Source organism: Paenibacillus sp. JT22N15 (genome assembly GCF_059383755.1).
Genome location: NZ_JBXENV010000011.1, coordinates 87,403 through 103,590 on the forward strand (window position 1 = coordinate 87,403; position 16,188 = coordinate 103,590).

A 16,188-nucleotide genomic window follows, 5' to 3' on the forward strand; every position below is an offset into this window, starting at 1 on the left:
TTGGTTATTTTGTCCATCAACGATTTAACATAATCATGAGAAAAGCGGAAGAATCATAAAAAACGCCAGAGCTTCTGCTCTGACGTCTGGCGCTGCAAATACAGCTTTATGTGTATGGAGACAGCCCATTTGCCCCGTTCTTACTGCTGGCTCGCTTTATGCTTCAGAAGAAGCGCCGTACTCCAACTGCTGAAGCTGTGCAATCAGCTCTTCCCGGGAAAAATGCTCGCCAATAAACACGGCTACATCATTAACTTTGCCTTGCGGTGTTATTTTCATAAAATCGCTTTCCCCATAGGCATATTGAAACAAGAAGCGGCTCGCCGTATCCGTAAAGGTCACGATGCCCTTCGCCCGATAAACATGCTCAGGCAAATTTCTTAGCAGCGCTTCAAACTGAACACTGTCTACGGGTCCCTGCAAATAATGGGTCAGCGCCATGACATGGTCATGCGAATGGTGGTGGTGCGCATGCTGCTCTTTATGCTCGGGAGAATGCTGGTGATGATCCTCATCATGCTCATGGGAGCAGCCCGGGCCACAGGCATGGACAGCTTCAGCGTTTTCCTGGTTCGCAGTCGGCGGCAAGGCCGCGGAGCTTGCAATCACCGGTTGCTGAGCGTCCAGCCAGGACCACTCGTCTATAATGCAGCGCATCGTTGCAACGATTTGGGCGTGGGCGTTCAGCTCCCGCAGCGCCTGCTGCGCTTCAACCAGCTGCTCCGGCTCCAGCTTGTCCACCTTATTAAGCAGCAAAAAGCTCGCGCAGCGAATTTGGTCCTGCATCAGCTTAAGCGTCCGTCCTTTGCCGGCACGGGTACGCTTTAACAGCTCAGGGCCATCTACAACTGTAATAACCGCTCGCAGATCAATGCGCATATACATGGCCGCTTCGGTTACGCCGTCCAAAATCTCCATTGGATTCGCAGCACCCGTTGATTCAATGACGATAATATCAGGCTGATGCTCATCCATCAGCAGCTTCATCTCCAAGCTCAAATCGCCGCGAATCGTACAGCAAATACAGCCGCCCAGCAGCTCGGCCATCGGCACTTCATCTCCGACTTCTTGTCCATCCAAATTAATATCGCCCAGCTCATTCATAATGACAGCTGCTTTCTTACCTTCAGCCTGCCAATAATCGAGCATGCGTTTCAACAACGTCGTCTTGCCGCTTCCAAGAAACCCGGTCAGCAAATAGACTGGTACTGGCGGTTTGCTATTTTCCATCTCCAAAACTCCCGTATCCCATTATTGTCCTTCTACATAAGCTTTATTATATCGTAATAGTTACGTTTTCGCACCTTAAATACGGCCCAAGCTATGTAAAAGCCCGGAGCGCGGGAAGCTCCGGGACGATTAAGCCTATTTCATGATTTTGCACGCTCAGGAAAGCTGGCAGTCTGAACGAAATAGCTTGCAGCGGTTATGCAAAACCTAATAAAGTTATGAGCCATGTCGGCAGACATCAACATTTATTCATTAGATGAAAGCGCGAGTGATGATAACAAGTAGAATGAAAAGGACAAGGATCGCTCCTACGTTAGTAAAGGGGCTGCAGCCGTGGCCGTGGCCGTAGCCTGCACCTGCTAAATTGTAGCTCATTTGTTCAACTCCTTTTTGTTCAGATATACGTTTCTGCAGCCCAGCGCCTAGTTCGGTGCCGAACCGCCAGATCCTATAACTGGACTATAGCCAGCAAGCGCGAGTAATAATTACAAGCAGGATGAAAAGTACAAGAATCGATCCTACGCTTGTGAAAGCTCCGCCTACACCGCAAGGGGCACAGCCAATTCCAGCGTTTGCCACATTGTAGCTCATTTGTCCATCTCCTTTGGTTGAAGTACACAGTATCCTATGGACGAAATGGCGAAACGGTATAGGCGCTTGCAAGAAATGTGCGTTTGCCCCGTTAGAGACTGCGACGAAATGAAGTACCGCTAATTTGTTGACAAAAGCGAGTACTAATTTCCTCGCAGCTCCTTAACTACGGGCTTGCTGGCTTAAGGAGCCTTTTATGCAAAAACCTTGTCGAATCCGGCTTTGGAGCGGCTTAGCAGTTCATCAGCAGTTCCTTCAGGAGCAGTCTGGGTCAATATTTCCTGTACAACTGGCCCCTTGTAGCCGATGTCGGCGAGCGCAGCAAGAAAGCCTTTCAGGTCAATAATCCCTTCACCAGGGTAAAGGCGGTCATTGTCCAGCAGCTCAGCAACAGGAAGATCGCGGGCATCATTAATATGAACGTGAACGACCTGATCAGCTCTAAGGCTCCGCAAATGCTCCGGCGTAAAACCCGTCGTATGGCAATGATAAGCGTCCACCAGCAAGCCGACATTTGGCCGATTTATTGCCGAAATAAGTGCTAGCGTCTCCTCAACCGTCCATATAAAAGGGTTCGCCCATGCTGTCCGCAAATGATGCGGTCCCACAAACTCCAGCGCAAAACGAATGCCATACGCGTCCAAAATGTCGGCAATTAGGCGCAAACGGGATATCGCAAGCGCTGTGAACAGGGCCGATTTATAGTCCGTCGAGGGCAAAATGTATGTACAGCAGGCTGTACATCCCAATTGTGCCGCAGCCGCTGCATGCAGCGGAAGCTGCTTCAGGCCCTCCCGAAACTGCTCATCCGTGCCGCGCCATTCAACATTCAGCCCTATGGAGCCTAAAGTCACATGATGGTCAGACAGCAGCCTCACTGCTCCTTGCTCCCCATGCTTTTCTACAAGCGCTTTAGCATCGATATCCACGACGCCAAATCCATACTCTGAAGCTTTTGCAATCAGCTGTTCATCTGTAATGGAGCCTAATCCCGACTTGCTTAATCCTCTAATCATTCCCCTACACCTCTTCCCAGTTAAATAGCACACCTAAATATTCATCTTTTTTACTGCGTAATCCTTCATAGGCAGCAGGTGCATCAGCAGGACTCATGATGTGGCTAATGAGCGGCTCGACCTGCAGCTTGCCATATTGCATGAGGCGGAATACGACCTCTGAATTGCGCACAAGGGAATGCTTGACGAATGCTTCAGGCGTTAGCGGATAACGCCATTCATGTGCTCCCTTGAACGTCACACAGCCGCGACCATTCAAATGAATGCTGTTCAGCAAGTCGGTTACATTGCTTTGCAGCTCTCCCCTTGGGCTGCCGAGCAGAATCGCTTCCCCATATTGGCCGACAAGCGCTACATTGTCCAAAATAACTTGCGGGACGCCGGTCGCTTCGATAAGTGTAGATACCCCTTTGCCGCCCGTCAACTCCATAACCCGCTTATGCGTATCCGCGCCTGCCTCAATGGCATGCTGGATGCCGCAATTTTTCGCGAGGTCTCTGCGTTTTGCAGCTAAATCAATGCCAATAACCGAAGCGCCTTGAAGTCCAGCAAGCTGCGCGGCCATATTGCCAATTAGGCCAAGGCCTGTCACCGCTACATAATCGCCCAGTTCAATTGACGATACTCGCGTGCTTGTCATCGCTACCGTAGCCATTCGTGTAAAAGGAGCCCAAGCCAGCGGCAAGCTGTCCGGCACTTTAAGAAACACCCCGCTTGTCGTCGTCAGCTCATAGCGGGAATGCTTCCCGTAGTGAAACACCATATCGCCAATTTGGAAGCCTTCAGCCGCATCCGGCCCCAATGCTACAATTTCACTAGCTGCCGCATACCCTGGTACAGATGGCATATGGAACCAGCCTTCGCCTCCCGAAAGACAAGCAAGCTCCGTGCCAGGGCTAATGAGCGTATAATGCTTTTTCACCAGCACCTGATTGCCTGTAAGCTCTGGAACCTGGGCTTGCAGCTCCTCCTGCTTCACTTCTACTTTCCATGGCGCTGTAAATTCAATTTGCGTGTTTTTCATGAGACGCACTCTCCCGTTATGTATTGGTTGGACTACCCGCTTATGAGACTCCGGATAGGACCGGATGCTTCGGCCTTGAATTGGCTGGGGGTCAAGCCCGCCTCGCGTTTGAATATTCGGCTAAAATGATGAATGCTCGAAAATCCGCTGCCCGCCGATATCGCTGTCAACGTCTCCCTGCCTGCCATAATCCGTTTTTTGGCATGCTCAATGCGCACATACGTCAAATACTTATGAAGCGTGACACCCGTCTGCTCTTTAAATAAGTTGGATAAATAGCCCGGCGACAGCCCGGACTGCTCACTTATGCGATCATTATCCAGTTCAGGATCAGCGTAATGCTGCTGAATGTAGTCAATGCATTGCTGGATTGGCGCCCACGCTTTCGCCTGTGTGCCCTCCTGGCGCTCATGCCCGCTTTGATTGCGCAGAAAAAGCACGAGCAGCTGCAGTGCGATTGCCTTAAGCTCCAGCTCGCTAGTAGCGCCGCCTTCTATAAATCTTTTTCGCATGATGAGAAACAGCTTCTTCAGCTCCATGCGGTCAGGCCCGCTGATGGCGGAAACCGGATGCAAGCCTTGCAGCAATTGCTCACGCTGTGGAATGACTAGCTGTTCACCCGTTACAATGCCAATGGACTGCCAACGTTCGCGGTTATCATCATGGAATAAATCAAAGTGAAAAATATACTGAATGAGCGGCTCGCTCGACGTAGAGCGAATAAAATGCGTCATCAGCGGCGGCATCACAATGGCATCGCCTTCTCCAAGCTGATAGCGAACGCCATCTAATATAAAATCGGCTTGCCCCTGCTCAATAAACGTAAATACATGGTCAAAATCCAGCCACTCGCCCGATAGCTCGGCGGATTTGATGATTTTAACAAAACGCACGAATGGGGAAATATCTTTTAATGCTGCTGCCGAAAAAGTCATCCGCTAGCCCTCCTCCTGCGAAAATAGCTTATAAGCTTTAGTTTAACATGGAAGAGGCAATCATTGGAGTGAGAGACAAACTTACGTTCATGTGCTTTTTCGCCTATTCGTTTGCTTTGCTACCGTTTTATTTTAACGTAATAACGCTTCTATTTCTTTAGGGGAAAGTATGACTATTTAACAAAAACTACGATTTATTTTTCACAAGGATGCGGTAGGAAAATAGACTTTGCTGAAGAATATAGTTCAACTGAGGACATCGTGAAATTACATTCATATGAAAGGAAGGTGACCCTGCCCATGTCTCTTTTTTATTATATGGCCGCTAGCCATGAGCTTCCAACGGGCTCGTTCGGGATGAAAAATAAGACGATGACACTAATGGATTACGTCACTTATGTGAATCCAGAGGCTAAAAATCATGGACATATGAAAACTTTATTGGAGAAATATCCGAAAGGGGACAAACTGATAGAAATTTATGAAACCGAAGAGGATGCTGCGGGGTTATATGTGCGCGGGCCTATGGAAGATCAAGATGCCTCTCATATTTTCCGCCTCCCCTATGTATACGAAGTACACCCGGATGGCGGCTCCTTTCAAATGAATGAGGAAATAAAGCGCTTGTATCCCACTGCCTATCCATGCAGCAAAAAATGCTTGACGGAGCTGTTCCATTACTTCGACCGCAATCTGGAAATCGGTGAGGAAATCGAGCTATTTTCCTGCTGGGCGGATGGAATGGAGCGCTTTAGGGAAGCGGCCAAGCTGGAACCTGATCTGACGCTAGAAATATCTGAGTTGCTCCTAGCAGAGGAGTTCGAATGGAGGAAGCAGCAGTACATCGTGGTCAAAAAGTAAGCTTGCGGCAAGCGCCGAAATGGAGAGCGTCTGGTGAGTAACGCAAAAGTGCGTCGAAATCGTAATTTCTCTCCATTTCTTTGTTCAGATTCTATTTGCAAGTCGGCAAAATAGATGGCCGCAGGCGGTTTATTGTTCTTTTTGTCCGCTTGCTTTGCGAAGCTCATTTGCAAGCCGATGCGCTTCTTGCATGCCTGCTGCATCGCCTTTTTGCTTGCATGCTGTCCAGGCGGGCTGCAAGTAACGTTTAATAAGATCATTAGCATCCTCGGCTTTCATGATATACGAGTCCTCCTTCGTTATATGGGCCATCGCAGCCGCAATCTGTGCCGCTGTTGGCCGAATGCCAGCCCGGAGCTGCGCCGTCGTCAGGCCAAACGTCATTTCGAAATGGGGATAATCCTTAAATGAGGTCCAGTCTCCTCCCCATGCAAAACCAAGCCGCTTCGCTTCATCTACTACCTCGGCCCAATCCGCGACTTTATTGGCATTGCCGTCGCGCTTCGTATCCCAGTAAACCTGCTTCCCATCCGGGGATAGCAGCGCAAAATCTATTGCTACGCCAAAATTATGGTAGCTGTAGCCGCCTTTTGCGTTAGTGACGATACTGCCCGCCGACGTTCGGCCTTGCGCGTAGAGCTTGTCTTGCTCAGCAATTGTACGCAAGCCTTGCGTAATGACGATGGGAATATCACGCGCATAGCAGCGTTCAATAAGTCGCTCTGCGGCGGCGCGAACAGGGGCTAGCAGCCCTTCGAGCTTGGGTACGGATTTATTTTTCACCTGCAATAAGGTCAGCATTAGGAATCGTTCCTTTCTGTTGGTTCTGTTGGTTCTGTTGGTTCTGTTTGGTCTGTAGATTCAGTTGGCTCTTTTGGTTCCGCACCGCGTTTTGTCGCCCGCTCCATCTTCGCTTTCAGCTCACTCTCGATTAGCTTGACGACGGCCTCGGGAATCCATTTACCCCAGCCGGCGCGGTAGGCGTTGGCCGTTAAGGACTGCCAAGTGTGATAAATCAGCCCAATCGTAATTGCGTAGAAAAACAGCCCCGGCATCGCCAGCATCATATCCAGCAAATTCGCCAGCACCGGCAGAGCCAGAAGAAACAGCGTCCGCAGCACGCCCTGCATGCCGTATTCCGAGGAATACGTCGTATCTTTATGCGAAGCGGCAATGCCTGTGATCCAGTCCAGCCCAATGACCACCATCAGCAGCAAAATCGGAATCAGCCTCCCCTCCCCATAAATCAGTCCAATCCACGGCGCCAAAAAAGCGCCCACCGCTCCCGCAATCGTCGTCCCCGGCGTAATATCGACGTTGAAAATTGGTTTGAACATTTTAGTGTTGCCTCCTTTCGTATTAGTCCCCGCGCGGTTGTAGCGCTAGAGACAAAAAATAAGGCTCCGCCGGAGCGGAGCCTGGGTTATTACTCTTAAATCCTTTTAACTGCCAACTCGGTTTCAACAGCTGCCTTTAAACTTTCCGGAACCTGATCAAACGTTCGTCGCCCTGCAATAATTAGGGATACATATACATTTACAATTGCCATTTTCGCTTACCTCCCATCAATTACTTTCTCATAAAGCTCAGCAACAACTTCCATTAGTGCAAGATTGCTAGCCTCCAGTTGTTCAATGCGCTCTTGTTCAGGTGTTTTTGGGAGTTGGGCATTTTCAGCTACTAATTCTTGAGCTGTTTTCTCCCTCGGTACTACATCTATCAGCTCACTATTTTCAACAATTAGCTTGAAATAAGGATACAACTGCTGCACTTTGACAGCTAATGCTTGCCCCCTCTCCGTTGCTTCATCAATGAAATAATGATCTGAACCTTCATACGACTCCGCCGTCAGCCATGAGGCCATTTCGTAACTACCATTTTTCCATAAAATCATTTTGTAGCCTCCTTATCTGAATGCCATGTAGTTGTATCTAACACCCGAGAGATTTGGATGTTGCAAATAATTAGCGTTAATCATCTTTTTTATTGTGAATTTGTTAATCCCAACTTCCATTAAGTTCAAGGTACCCTCGACAACTGGAGATATGTTGGACACCAGTCCGCCACCATTGTTTCCGTACGCAAATCCCCTATAAGCAGAAACTAGTAGGACTGCGCTAGGACTAAAAGGCAATGTAATATCACGAGATTCTGCGTCATCCCCTGTGTAATAACCTACTACATAAGCCTTACCTAGTTGATGTATATTCCCTTCATGCAATATCCTGTTCGTACCTATGAAAGCTTCATTATTAGATAACAAAGTAGTCATAGCATTTAACGATATGACATCAAATATACCACCTCCATCCATAGTAATACGGAGAGCTTTCGCGGTATTTCCAGTGTACGGAGGAACATACTGTATATAAGCTCCATCTCCACCAGTTGATCCATTCGAAACAAATTTCAAATATCCACCATTATTCCCTACATCTATCAATAAACCTTTTGCTAACCCTGAATTATCTTTTGATATCTTACCTGTCAATTCTTCCCATGCTATCCATGTACCATTAAGACGGCGCGAAAATATACGATTAGATGCATCAGAATACGCAGTCTGTACAATAATTGCTGCATTTGTGGGGTGTCTCGCAACCATATATAACACGCCTCCAGTTATAGGAGCGTTGGTCGAGTTAACGGAATAATAGTTTCCGTTTTCCAAAAATGTATTAGCATCCGCTCCAGTTCCTAGTTTTGTTGCAAGTGCAGTTGTCACCGTATCCAACCTTGCAATATCATCCGGCGCCATTGGTGCTGCTACTTTCCCTCGACCACTGGCATCACGCAAAATCGTACGATTTGCTGTAGCAGCAGCATCGGGCCGCATGCTAACCCAGCTTGGCGTAAATACCTGATCGGCCGTTGTAGCTACTGCCCCAGTATCAAAATACTCCACCGAAGCAGTCGTTTGATTAAAACGAATACCCCTCGCCCCTAAAGTTGCATGCGTATTGCTATAACGGTACTCGTTGACATTAGCTGTATAGCAGTTTTGCGCGAAAAGAGCGTATCCCGTACTATTCGCACTCATATCTGCCCAAGACCCTGCACTGATTTCTCGTGCAGCTGTCTCGACGAACAAAGCTCCCGTCATTTTGCCGCCAGCTTGGTCCAATTTCTTAGCGTGCAGCTCCCCAATCGCTCCAGCCACATCTTTAGCTTCCGTCGGCACACTAGCCATATCTCCAAAATCGGCCTTCGCGTCATTCACTTCCTGACCCAACTCATTCATATCCGTCTCGGTCACAATATCATTATATTTCCAATCTGTTTTAGCCATATTTATGTTACTCCTCCTTCACAAAAATCGTTTGTATCATAAGCGTGTCTGATGCAACCGGCAGGTTTACACTGTTGTCGCTGACGGCTCCGGCTGCATTTTTCAGTTCAATGCGAGTGACGGTAGCGACCGCGCCCACCGGAATCAAATAATTCAGGCTAAGCACGCCTTCGCTGACCGATTTCACTATAAAATCCGTAATCTCGTAAGCTCCGCTATTCAGCACAACCTTCGTAATTTTTGAATCAATAAACTCCGCGACCTCCTGCTTAAACGTTGAAGTAATCACTTCACAATCACCTCCGCTTCCCTATCTGTAAATGGTGTAACGCCAAGCTTCCAGTTGCCGAGCCTAGTGTTCCGTACTAGCGGAACTCCAACAATCCGTTCTTCCAAAACAACGCCATCCATAATAGCCGTCTGCTGGCGATACACGATATTGGCCGGCTTAATCGCAGAAACCGTGCGCTCCACCTCTTGAAAAATATTAGCGTCGTCAATTGCCGCCGTTACCGTCAATATGAAGTTCTGCACATCAACAGTAGCGACTCCGCGGCCTGTACCGACAAGAAAGTCCAGCCGCTCCTGCAAATATCTCATCGTAAAAGGAGGCTTGGTCGAATAACGATTGACGATCCGTCTCCTGCGAAAATCAAAGGTTTCCGCATTCGGGTCGGCTTGAATGCCTAGCATTCTCTCCCTTCGCTTAATAGCGGGCAGGCTCGCCGTCATTACAAATCCATCATCCAGTTGCTGCAGTTGTGCCTGCTCCAGCAGAGCCAGCTCTACATCTTCCGCAGCCGCGAGCTTGATGAATTCCTTAATGTCCGCATACAGCTCCGGCCAATAGGATGAAACAGGCTTAGTCATGCACAACCACCGTCCCCAATAACGGGATTTCATCCTCAGCCAAAGCTAAATTGGCAGTGGTACCGTTTAGCGTTGTGCCAAGTACATCCACCACTCCTGAAACGGTCAAAATCCGTGCCTCAATTTGAGCAATGCGGATGGTAAGCTCCTGTTGATTCATCCACTCTTGGCGCAGCTCTAGCAAATAGGCAGAAATTTTATCCTCAATATCGCTTTGAACCTGTCCTGCCGTTCGCCCTTCCGAAAGTACAACCGTCGTTTCTACAGCCACCTGCACCACGTCGACACCTGTTACCGTTACCTCATGCCCAATAGGAGCCATGCCAAGACCGAGTCCACTATTGAGGGTTGGATCGACAGCGGTCTGAACAAGCTCAATGAGCGGTTCCGCTGGCTTTGTCCAATCCGCAGCAATCACCGTGCATTTGACAGTGCCACCACCATTCCACACCGGAAAAATTTTCGCCCCGCCTACACCATCAATCGAGCTAATCATTTGCTTGTAATCGGCAATATTGCCGCCAAACGCTGGCTCATTCACGACGCTATAATACCTTGCCCGCAAAGCCTCATCCGTTTCAGCTTCTTCGCCAGGCACTATAATTTGCGCAAGCTCTGCGCGCGCAAGCCCATCAATATAAGCAAGCGGCAGCAGCGCCCCATATTTCTGATTGCCAACGATACCCGCTGTCTCACAGGTCAACGTGAAAAGTCCCGTTCCGATTTTCCCTGTCACCGTATACCTCAAATCATCGAGGGCAAACCTGCTCTGCAAAGGAACATCTACAAGCTGCCCATTGCTGCCAAAAAACTCCCCTTGCCGCTGGGCGAAGGTCGCTGGCTGCCTTTCCACACCAAACTCGGCCGTCCGCCGCTCCAGCCACTCGCCCGAAGCCGTATCCGCGAATAAGAGCGCCTGATTCACATCAAGCTGCGCATACATCTCAGACAGCTCGGCAGCTGCCGGCGCCAGGGCATCATAAATAACGCTGCCCTCTCGCTTATCTACATCATCTGAAACCCGGTCCAGCATACGCTGTAAAATAAAGCTGTACGTAAATGCCTCATACACGGGCCATCACCTCCTCTTTAAAGCTTCCTTCATCGGTAACCACTGTAAAACTCACCGCTGCCTTGTCCCCCTCAACCGTCAGTTCAAAATCAGTTACATCTGCTATTCGATCATCCGCCAGCAGCGCTTCGGTTACGCGGCGCTTGAGCTCAGAGCGTACATAGAGATGGGAGGATTCATTCAATAAATCCAGCTCGGAGCCATAATCAAAGCTATAGATAAAATAGCGATAACGCTCCGTTTGCAAAATTTTGAACACAGCCTGCTTAATCGCACTGAGGCCATCCGTCATGCCGGACATACGCTTATTGGCAAAATCAATATAATACGTCCGGCTGGGCTCAATGGCCGCTTCGATATCCAATTCGTCGATAATTGCACCTTGTGGGATCATACGCTCACCCGATCCAGCACGACGAACTGCTGACCGCCTTGAACCCGAAGCAGCAGCACCTTATCGTCAATATCCAACGCACGCCGAATGCGCAGCATTGATCCTGAGCCAGCGACAGCTGTCTCAATAACTCCCTGGTTCGTACTCGTTCCCTCTGCCTCGTCCGTTCCTGCATCATAGGTAAGCATGAGACCTGTCTCCAACTGTGTCATACTTTCCGGAACAATTAAAAAATCCTCCGAAAGAGTGAAACGTTGGTCAACGTTCACTTCCAGAGGATTCGTGCCGGTGACCCGGCCGATTAACACAGCGACGGGATTGCCCGACGCATGGGCGGCAGCGCCCGCTTTTTTAATCGCATCAAGCAGTGCCATCATATCACCTTCAATTCTAATGTCATCGTATGCGCGTCCGCTTCAAGCTTGTGGGAGCATTCATCGACCAGAAAATACTGTCCAATATCCAGTTCCTCAATGACAATCGGAACATAGGAGCCTGCACGCACGCGTAAATCGCCAATCGCTTCAATGCTGAGGCTGCGCTGCTCCCGATTTTTCAGCTTCAGCAGCTGGTCCAGCAATTCATTGATTTGCGCGCTGTTCATTTGCTCGTCGGCTACCTGATAAAATTGCAGCAGGCCCCATTTGGCGATATTCGCGCTGTCCTGTCCAATGTAGACGTCGCGCTTCCCGGTTTCTTTATTGTTTTGCACGATTTTGATTTTATTGTACGATTCACTGTCTATCGAGCTTTTATAGCCAAAATCCGTCATCAAGCTCCAATCGCCAATGATAGATTCCGTCTTCATGTCCTCAATATTGCGTAGAGACAAAGCACCCGCTTCATCGAATAATACAAAATTGCCCTTATCATTAATTAGCGTATAGTCGAGCGCCTTGCACATAATATCCAGCAGCTTTTTGTTGTCCTCCACCATCGAAGGAATGACATACTCCGTCTCCGCCAGCGTTCCTATTTTCAAGCCCGTATCCTCCGCAATTTGCTTAATCATTTGGGTGGCGGTTTTGTTGCTGAACACATACGTATCGCTCATCAGCAAATAACGCAGCTGGTCATACGCCTTGATCGTGACACTCTCGTCCCTGCCGAAATTGTATTCAAACACATAGCCGTAAAATACGACCTTCCCATCCTTCGACAGCCGCACGACGTCGCCATTGTTAATCTCAAACGCTTGGTGCTGGTACGGAGCGCCCTTAATAAGGGTAAAATCCAAGCTCGATGCGGAGCCTATCCGCTTCGTTTTATACGTCAGGGAAGGCACGAGATTTGTCACATTCCACACTTTCCCATTCCGGTTATCGATCAAAATTTCCAGCATCTCATCACCCCGGCAGCTTCAGCACCCTACCGATTTGCAGCTTGCGCAGCTCAGAATCGGCGATGCCATTCAGCTTCTGTATTTCCTTCCAACGCGACTCATTTCCGAGCTGCTTTTTGGCTACCCCAATGAGCGTATCGCCGCTTACGAGCGTGTAGGTTTTTGGAGTTTCCTTGGTCAGGCGCCCTTTTGTATCGCGTTCTTTACCGCCGCTCTTCTCATGTTTTTTATTAACTTTGACGGGCCTTGCCTTGTAAAATACGTACTTTTTCAGCCCCAGACTATACTCAATATCGCCCGAACCAGCTGCTTCCCGCCATTCAAACTTCTCAATGCTGACGGCAAGATTCAGATCGAAGGAGGCACCTGTGAAAATAAAGCGGATCGGACGTTTCTTTTTCATCCAGTCCTGAATCAAGGTCAAATAAACATAAGGCTCGAGCAGCGTCTCGCTAGCGATAAACGAATAATTCGCTCCAGGCGCAGGAAAAAAGCTGTCGAAGGAAATCTCCGTCAGCTTCGGGCTTTGAATCACATTAATTTCGCCAAGACCGGACACGTCGTAAGACTTGCCGCTAGTTGCGTCGCTAATTTGCAGCTCAGCTGGATTAACCGGAAGCTGGAAGCCAATTTCCTGATTGTTGTAGCTGAGCCAAATACCGTACTCATGATGCTTGTTCGTAATCATTAAGCATACACCCCTTCCGCCGACGAAGCGATTTGCTCGTTCAAGGAACGCTCAATTCGGCTAATAATGGTGTCAATATCCGTGCCATTGTTGATATCGCCGGTCTGCACGCTCACGGTCGGCTGGAGCGATACGAAGTTTTGAATGTTTTTCATCTCCGCAAGCTCCCGCATCGTCTTGAGATCCTCGCTGGCGATGTCGACGGTGTCGTTAACTTTACCGACTTCATCGACTTTGTTGACGTTGGCGATGTTGCCTGCATTGCCGGCTCCCATGCCTGCAGTTCCTGCTCCAAGACCTGCTGCGCCTGCTCCGGCACCAGTGTTACCAGCTGCCATCGCTGTACTAGCCGGAGTCTCTAGCGTTGTTGGGGTTTCTACTGTTTTAGGTGCTGTAAATCCTCCACCTAAATCGGTACTAAAATTGTCCACAGTATTTGTCAGTTTATTAGCCCAACCTGCACCTTGTGAATATCCTTTATCATATGCGTCACCAGGACTCGAAGTAGCCATTTTAAAACCACCGAAACTCACATTCCCACTTGGTGCAGTAGGCTTCAACGAACTTATGGTTTTTGAATTAATTACCGGTATAAGCGGTATAGATACTCCGGGTATATTATTCAGTTTACTTATGAGAGAATTTATCTTTTCCCTCATAAAATCAATTCCGCTACCAAATTTATTAACAATGAAATTTACAACATTATAAAAGATATTTTGAATAGTGAAAGCTACCTTTGAAAAAATGTTATAGATGAATTGACCTACATCGACAAATGCATTCCACAACATAGCTATAAAGTTTTCTATTACTGCCCATAACCAATAAAATGCACCTACTATAGAGCCCACAACCTCCTCCATAGTTGTACCACTTAAAATGAAAGCAGCTATTAATATTCCCATCAATGCAATAATAATAAGCATTGGTATATTTATCATCAACCATCCTATAACCTGAGCCAAAAGAGGAGTTAGCATTGCCCATAATGCCCCTAACATCGCCCATAAACCTGTTAACATAGCAGGTATTAGTGTCAAGCCTATAATTAATAATGTCGCAGCAATAACAGGCCAAAATTGCGAGAAAATTGTTGCAACCCATAATGCAGCCTCACCCATAACAGTAAGTATGCTAGCTGCAAAATTCAAGCCAACATTCAACATATCGAAGAAGCCTTGAAGCTTTCCACTATCGAAGGCTTCAATAATCTTTGCAAACAATGGAGAGAGAATCGAAATTGCATCCATACCCGCACCAGCCAATGAGGTTTTCATGCTGTTTGCAATTGTGTCCAGTTGACTTTGAGGACTACTGTATACAACATCAAGCGCAGCTTGTCCAAGATGGGCATTTTCAAAGACTTGATTCAACTCTGTTAAAAAACCATCCATATCGCTATTGTTTATAAATTGTTGAGGATCAAAACCTTGTGCAGCCTCAGGAGCAATACCATATTGCCTAGTAAGCATTGTTGTATCACCATTCATGGCTGATTTTATGGCTTCACTCGACTTAGCAGTCCCCCCACCAGTAGGATCAAGTGCGGCAAGTTGAATAGCCATGGAAGTCATCTTTGTAAATTGTTCAATATTCTCTGCCATTGGCAATAGAGTTAGAGTGCTTTTTATGACCTCGCTAGGATCAACACCTGCTTGAATGGATTGCTGCCTAACCTGATCAAAAATAGCTGTACCCTTTTCTGTACTACCAGTCCGTGCAATTAGCATGTCTTTTTGTTGTTGTTCCTTCAAGGCCCCATTGATAGATAATGCAGCAACTTCAGCGGCTACTTTTAGAAATTCTCTTCCGACAGCACTAGCAGCGCTCAACATAATATCTTCAATCGGGCGATTTTCTGTCTTTACTCCTTTTAAATTCTCTATAGCTTTTTTCCCCTGCTCACCAAAAGCAGAAAACAATTTACTTAACCCCGAAACACCCGAACTGCTGCTAGTAGCTGCCGTCGCATTAAAATTTATGAGCATCTCATTAAGCGTAGAAACCAAACGCTTCATCTCATTCATCGTCTTATTCAGCTTAGAAAACTCTGCGGCTGCAGCCGCCATTTGATTAGTAGATGCAGCGCTTGACTGTGCCATGAACATCAGGGTGCTTTTCAGCTGATCCATCATTTTAACGGCACTGGCAGCAGCACTGGTATTAAAATTTATCGTACTCGCCATCCTTCCACCTCCTTACAGAACAAAAGCGCCCTCTAATAGAGAAGCGCCGTCCCGCTAACTTTCATTATTTCTTCTTCATCTTGGCCCGCTGTTTTTTCTCGCTGTCGATGCGGACATCGATCATGGCGTAGATCGCCGCCCGCTCGCGGCGCGACATGCTCATCAGCTCATGGGGCAAAATGCGAAGCTCGTGGAGGGCGTAGTAAGCGTAATTCGCTTCACCGTCGCCCTCTTTAATTAGTTTTTTACTTCATCGGCCAGCTCATTCAGACTTTGATTGAAGCCGTTGATTTCCTGCACGCGCTGCACGAGCGATGCATATTCGCCCGGACGCAGCATTTTGCGGAGCAGATGCTCGGCACCCATCGTGCCGTACGATTTTTGCAGCTCGGCATCCTTCAAGCTCGGATATTGAATGCTGCTTACGACCAGCTTGGCCAAATATTCATCCGTATTCGTCTCAGGCACGAAGGTGCCATTTTTGCCTTTCACTTTGCGGGTTGCGGATTTGCGGCATTCTTCATTTTCCGCCTCCGTCATGCTGCGCAGCTCCCAGGCTACCGGATTGCCGTCTGCATCCTTGAATCGCTCGGACACGACGAATTTCTCCGTCGCCTCCGCAGCTGTATTTTGCGCAAAAAACAAGCTTAAGTCACTCATTTGCTACCTCCATGGATTGGGTTTATT

General features: G+C 48.1%; 19 protein-coding genes. 1 reads left to right on the forward strand and 18 read right to left on the reverse strand.

All coding sequences use genetic code 11. The annotated features are described in order from the left end of the window. Positions 1 to 156: 156 nt before the first annotated feature. From AC50X8_RS21685 to AC50X8_RS21700, 4 genes are all read right to left on the reverse strand, one after another. The gene (locus tag AC50X8_RS21685; protein ID WP_494881412.1) at positions 157 to 1,230 is read right to left on the reverse strand and encodes a CobW family GTP-binding protein; all 1,074 of its coding nucleotides are present in this window, start codon (positions 1,228 to 1,230) and stop codon (positions 157 to 159) included. A 785-nt stretch (positions 1,231 to 2,015) separates the two neighbouring features. After that, positions 2,016 to 2,837 (reverse strand): sugar phosphate isomerase/epimerase family protein, encoded by an 822-nt coding sequence (locus tag AC50X8_RS21690; RefSeq protein WP_056043792.1) that lies wholly within the window; start codon positions 2,835 to 2,837, stop codon positions 2,016 to 2,018. 4 nt (positions 2,838 to 2,841) lie between these two features. Then, the gene (locus AC50X8_RS21695) at positions 2,842 to 3,861 is read right to left on the reverse strand and encodes a zinc-dependent alcohol dehydrogenase (RefSeq protein ID WP_494881415.1); all 1,020 of its coding nucleotides are present in this window, start codon (positions 3,859 to 3,861) and stop codon (positions 2,842 to 2,844) included. Positions 3,862 to 3,893: 32 nt separating this feature from the next. Next, entirely contained in the window at positions 3,894 to 4,796 is a 903-nt protein-coding gene (locus AC50X8_RS21700) for a helix-turn-helix domain-containing protein (RefSeq protein WP_494881417.1), read from the reverse strand. A gap of 318 nt (positions 4,797 to 5,114) precedes the next feature. Between AC50X8_RS21700 and AC50X8_RS21705 the strand changes: the two genes are divergently transcribed. Beyond that, positions 5,115 to 5,657 (forward strand): hypothetical protein, encoded by a 543-nt coding sequence (locus AC50X8_RS21705; protein ID WP_494881419.1) that lies wholly within the window; start codon positions 5,115 to 5,117, stop codon positions 5,655 to 5,657. Between the two features lie 129 nt (positions 5,658 to 5,786). Here AC50X8_RS21705 and AC50X8_RS21710 read toward each other — a convergent pair whose 3' ends face one another. From AC50X8_RS21710 to AC50X8_RS21775, 14 genes are all read right to left on the reverse strand, one after another. After that, on the reverse strand, positions 5,787 to 6,458 hold the full coding sequence (locus AC50X8_RS21710; protein ID WP_494881421.1) for a M15 family metallopeptidase: 672 nt from the start codon (positions 6,456 to 6,458) through the stop codon (positions 5,787 to 5,789). Then, positions 6,458 to 6,994: a phage holin family protein gene (locus AC50X8_RS21715; protein ID WP_494881423.1), complete on the reverse strand. Its 537-nt coding sequence runs from the start codon at positions 6,992 to 6,994 to the stop codon at positions 6,458 to 6,460. Before AC50X8_RS21715 ends, AC50X8_RS21710 begins: the two co-directional genes overlap by 1 nt. 95 nt (positions 6,995 to 7,089) lie before the next feature. Then, entirely contained in the window at positions 7,090 to 7,206 is a 117-nt protein-coding gene (locus AC50X8_RS21720; protein WP_494881425.1) for a CD1375 family protein, read from the reverse strand. Between the two features lie 6 nt (positions 7,207 to 7,212). Continuing rightward, positions 7,213 to 7,551: a hypothetical protein gene (locus tag AC50X8_RS21725; protein ID WP_494881427.1), complete on the reverse strand. Its 339-nt coding sequence runs from the start codon at positions 7,549 to 7,551 to the stop codon at positions 7,213 to 7,215. A 12-nt stretch (positions 7,552 to 7,563) separates the two neighbouring features. After that, on the reverse strand, positions 7,564 to 8,946 hold the full coding sequence (locus tag AC50X8_RS21730; RefSeq protein ID WP_494881429.1) for a pyocin knob domain-containing protein: 1,383 nt from the start codon (positions 8,944 to 8,946) through the stop codon (positions 7,564 to 7,566). A gap of 7 nt (positions 8,947 to 8,953) precedes the next feature. Continuing rightward, positions 8,954 to 9,235, reverse strand: a complete 282-nt coding sequence (locus tag AC50X8_RS21735; protein ID WP_494881431.1) for a ketopantoate hydroxymethyltransferase — start codon at positions 9,233 to 9,235, stop codon at positions 8,954 to 8,956. Further along, positions 9,232 to 9,816: a putative phage tail protein gene (locus AC50X8_RS21740; RefSeq protein WP_494881433.1), complete on the reverse strand. Its 585-nt coding sequence runs from the start codon at positions 9,814 to 9,816 to the stop codon at positions 9,232 to 9,234. The genes AC50X8_RS21735 and AC50X8_RS21740 overlap by 4 nt, the downstream gene beginning before the upstream one ends. Next, positions 9,809 to 10,888, reverse strand: a complete 1,080-nt coding sequence (locus AC50X8_RS21745; protein ID WP_494881435.1) for a baseplate J/gp47 family protein — start codon at positions 10,886 to 10,888, stop codon at positions 9,809 to 9,811. Before AC50X8_RS21745 ends, AC50X8_RS21740 begins: the two co-directional genes overlap by 8 nt. Beyond that, entirely contained in the window at positions 10,881 to 11,282 is a 402-nt protein-coding gene (locus AC50X8_RS21750; protein WP_494881437.1) for a DUF2634 domain-containing protein, read from the reverse strand. The genes AC50X8_RS21745 and AC50X8_RS21750 overlap by 8 nt, the downstream gene beginning before the upstream one ends. After that, positions 11,279 to 11,656 carry a DUF2577 domain-containing protein gene (locus AC50X8_RS21755; protein ID WP_494881439.1) on the reverse strand — a complete coding sequence of 126 codons (378 nt, stop codon included), beginning with the start codon at positions 11,654 to 11,656 and terminating at the stop codon, positions 11,279 to 11,281. Before AC50X8_RS21755 ends, AC50X8_RS21750 begins: the two co-directional genes overlap by 4 nt. Next, positions 11,656 to 12,624, reverse strand: a complete 969-nt coding sequence (locus AC50X8_RS21760) for an XkdQ/YqbQ family protein (RefSeq protein WP_494881441.1) — start codon at positions 12,622 to 12,624, stop codon at positions 11,656 to 11,658. The genes AC50X8_RS21755 and AC50X8_RS21760 overlap by 1 nt, the downstream gene beginning before the upstream one ends. Positions 12,625 to 12,628: 4 nt before the next feature. Beyond that, positions 12,629 to 13,312 (reverse strand): LysM peptidoglycan-binding domain-containing protein, encoded by a 684-nt coding sequence (locus tag AC50X8_RS21765; RefSeq protein ID WP_494881443.1) that lies wholly within the window; start codon positions 13,310 to 13,312, stop codon positions 12,629 to 12,631. Then, positions 13,312 to 15,501: a phage tail family protein gene (locus tag AC50X8_RS21770; protein ID WP_494864220.1), complete on the reverse strand. Its 2,190-nt coding sequence runs from the start codon at positions 15,499 to 15,501 to the stop codon at positions 13,312 to 13,314. The genes AC50X8_RS21765 and AC50X8_RS21770 overlap by 1 nt, the downstream gene beginning before the upstream one ends. A gap of 237 nt (positions 15,502 to 15,738) precedes the next feature. Further along, positions 15,739 to 16,161 carry a phage tail assembly chaperone gene (locus AC50X8_RS21775; RefSeq protein ID WP_056043746.1) on the reverse strand — a complete coding sequence of 141 codons (423 nt, stop codon included), beginning with the start codon at positions 16,159 to 16,161 and terminating at the stop codon, positions 15,739 to 15,741. Positions 16,162 to 16,188: the final 27 nt, after the last annotated feature.

Bases quoted from the DNA above. Each gene is read 5' to 3' on its own strand.
- AC50X8_RS21685 (WP_494881412.1), bottom strand. From the start codon at position 1,230: ATGGAAAATAGCAAACCGCCAGTACCAGTCTATTTGCTGACCGGGTTT.
- AC50X8_RS21775 (WP_056043746.1), bottom strand. From the start codon at position 16,161: ATGAGTGACTTAAGCTTGTTTTTTGCGCAAAATACAGCTGCGGAGGCG.
- AC50X8_RS21700 (WP_494881417.1), bottom strand. From the start codon at position 4,796: ATGACTTTTTCGGCAGCAGCATTAAAAGATATTTCCCCATTCGTGCGT.
- AC50X8_RS21770 (WP_494864220.1), bottom strand. From the start codon at position 15,501: ATGGCGAGTACGATAAATTTTAATACCAGTGCTGCTGCCAGTGCCGTT.
- AC50X8_RS21750 (WP_494881437.1), bottom strand. From the start codon at position 11,282: ATGATCCCACAAGGTGCAATTATCGACGAATTGGATATCGAAGCGGCC.
- AC50X8_RS21740 (WP_494881433.1), bottom strand. From the start codon at position 9,816: ATGACTAAGCCTGTTTCATCCTATTGGCCGGAGCTGTATGCGGACATT.
- AC50X8_RS21690 (WP_056043792.1), bottom strand. From the start codon at position 2,837: ATGATTAGAGGATTAAGCAAGTCGGGATTAGGCTCCATTACAGATGAA.
- AC50X8_RS21755 (WP_494881439.1), bottom strand. From the start codon at position 11,656: ATGGCACTGCTTGATGCGATTAAAAAAGCGGGCGCTGCCGCCCATGCG.
- AC50X8_RS21705 (WP_494881419.1), top strand. From the start codon at position 5,115: ATGGCCGCTAGCCATGAGCTTCCAACGGGCTCGTTCGGGATGAAAAAT.
- AC50X8_RS21710 (WP_494881421.1), bottom strand. From the start codon at position 6,458: ATGCTGACCTTATTGCAGGTGAAAAATAAATCCGTACCCAAGCTCGAA.
- AC50X8_RS21730 (WP_494881429.1), bottom strand. From the start codon at position 8,946: ATGGCTAAAACAGATTGGAAATATAATGATATTGTGACCGAGACGGAT.
- AC50X8_RS21715 (WP_494881423.1), bottom strand. From the start codon at position 6,994: ATGTTCAAACCAATTTTCAACGTCGATATTACGCCGGGGACGACGATT.
- AC50X8_RS21695 (WP_494881415.1), bottom strand. From the start codon at position 3,861: ATGAAAAACACGCAAATTGAATTTACAGCGCCATGGAAAGTAGAAGTG.
- AC50X8_RS21760 (WP_494881441.1), bottom strand. From the start codon at position 12,624: ATGCTGGAAATTTTGATCGATAACCGGAATGGGAAAGTGTGGAATGTG.
- AC50X8_RS21765 (WP_494881443.1), bottom strand. From the start codon at position 13,312: ATGATTACGAACAAGCATCATGAGTACGGTATTTGGCTCAGCTACAAC.
- AC50X8_RS21720 (WP_494881425.1), bottom strand. From the start codon at position 7,206: ATGGCAATTGTAAATGTATATGTATCCCTAATTATTGCAGGGCGACGA.
- AC50X8_RS21725 (WP_494881427.1), bottom strand. From the start codon at position 7,551: ATGATTTTATGGAAAAATGGTAGTTACGAAATGGCCTCATGGCTGACG.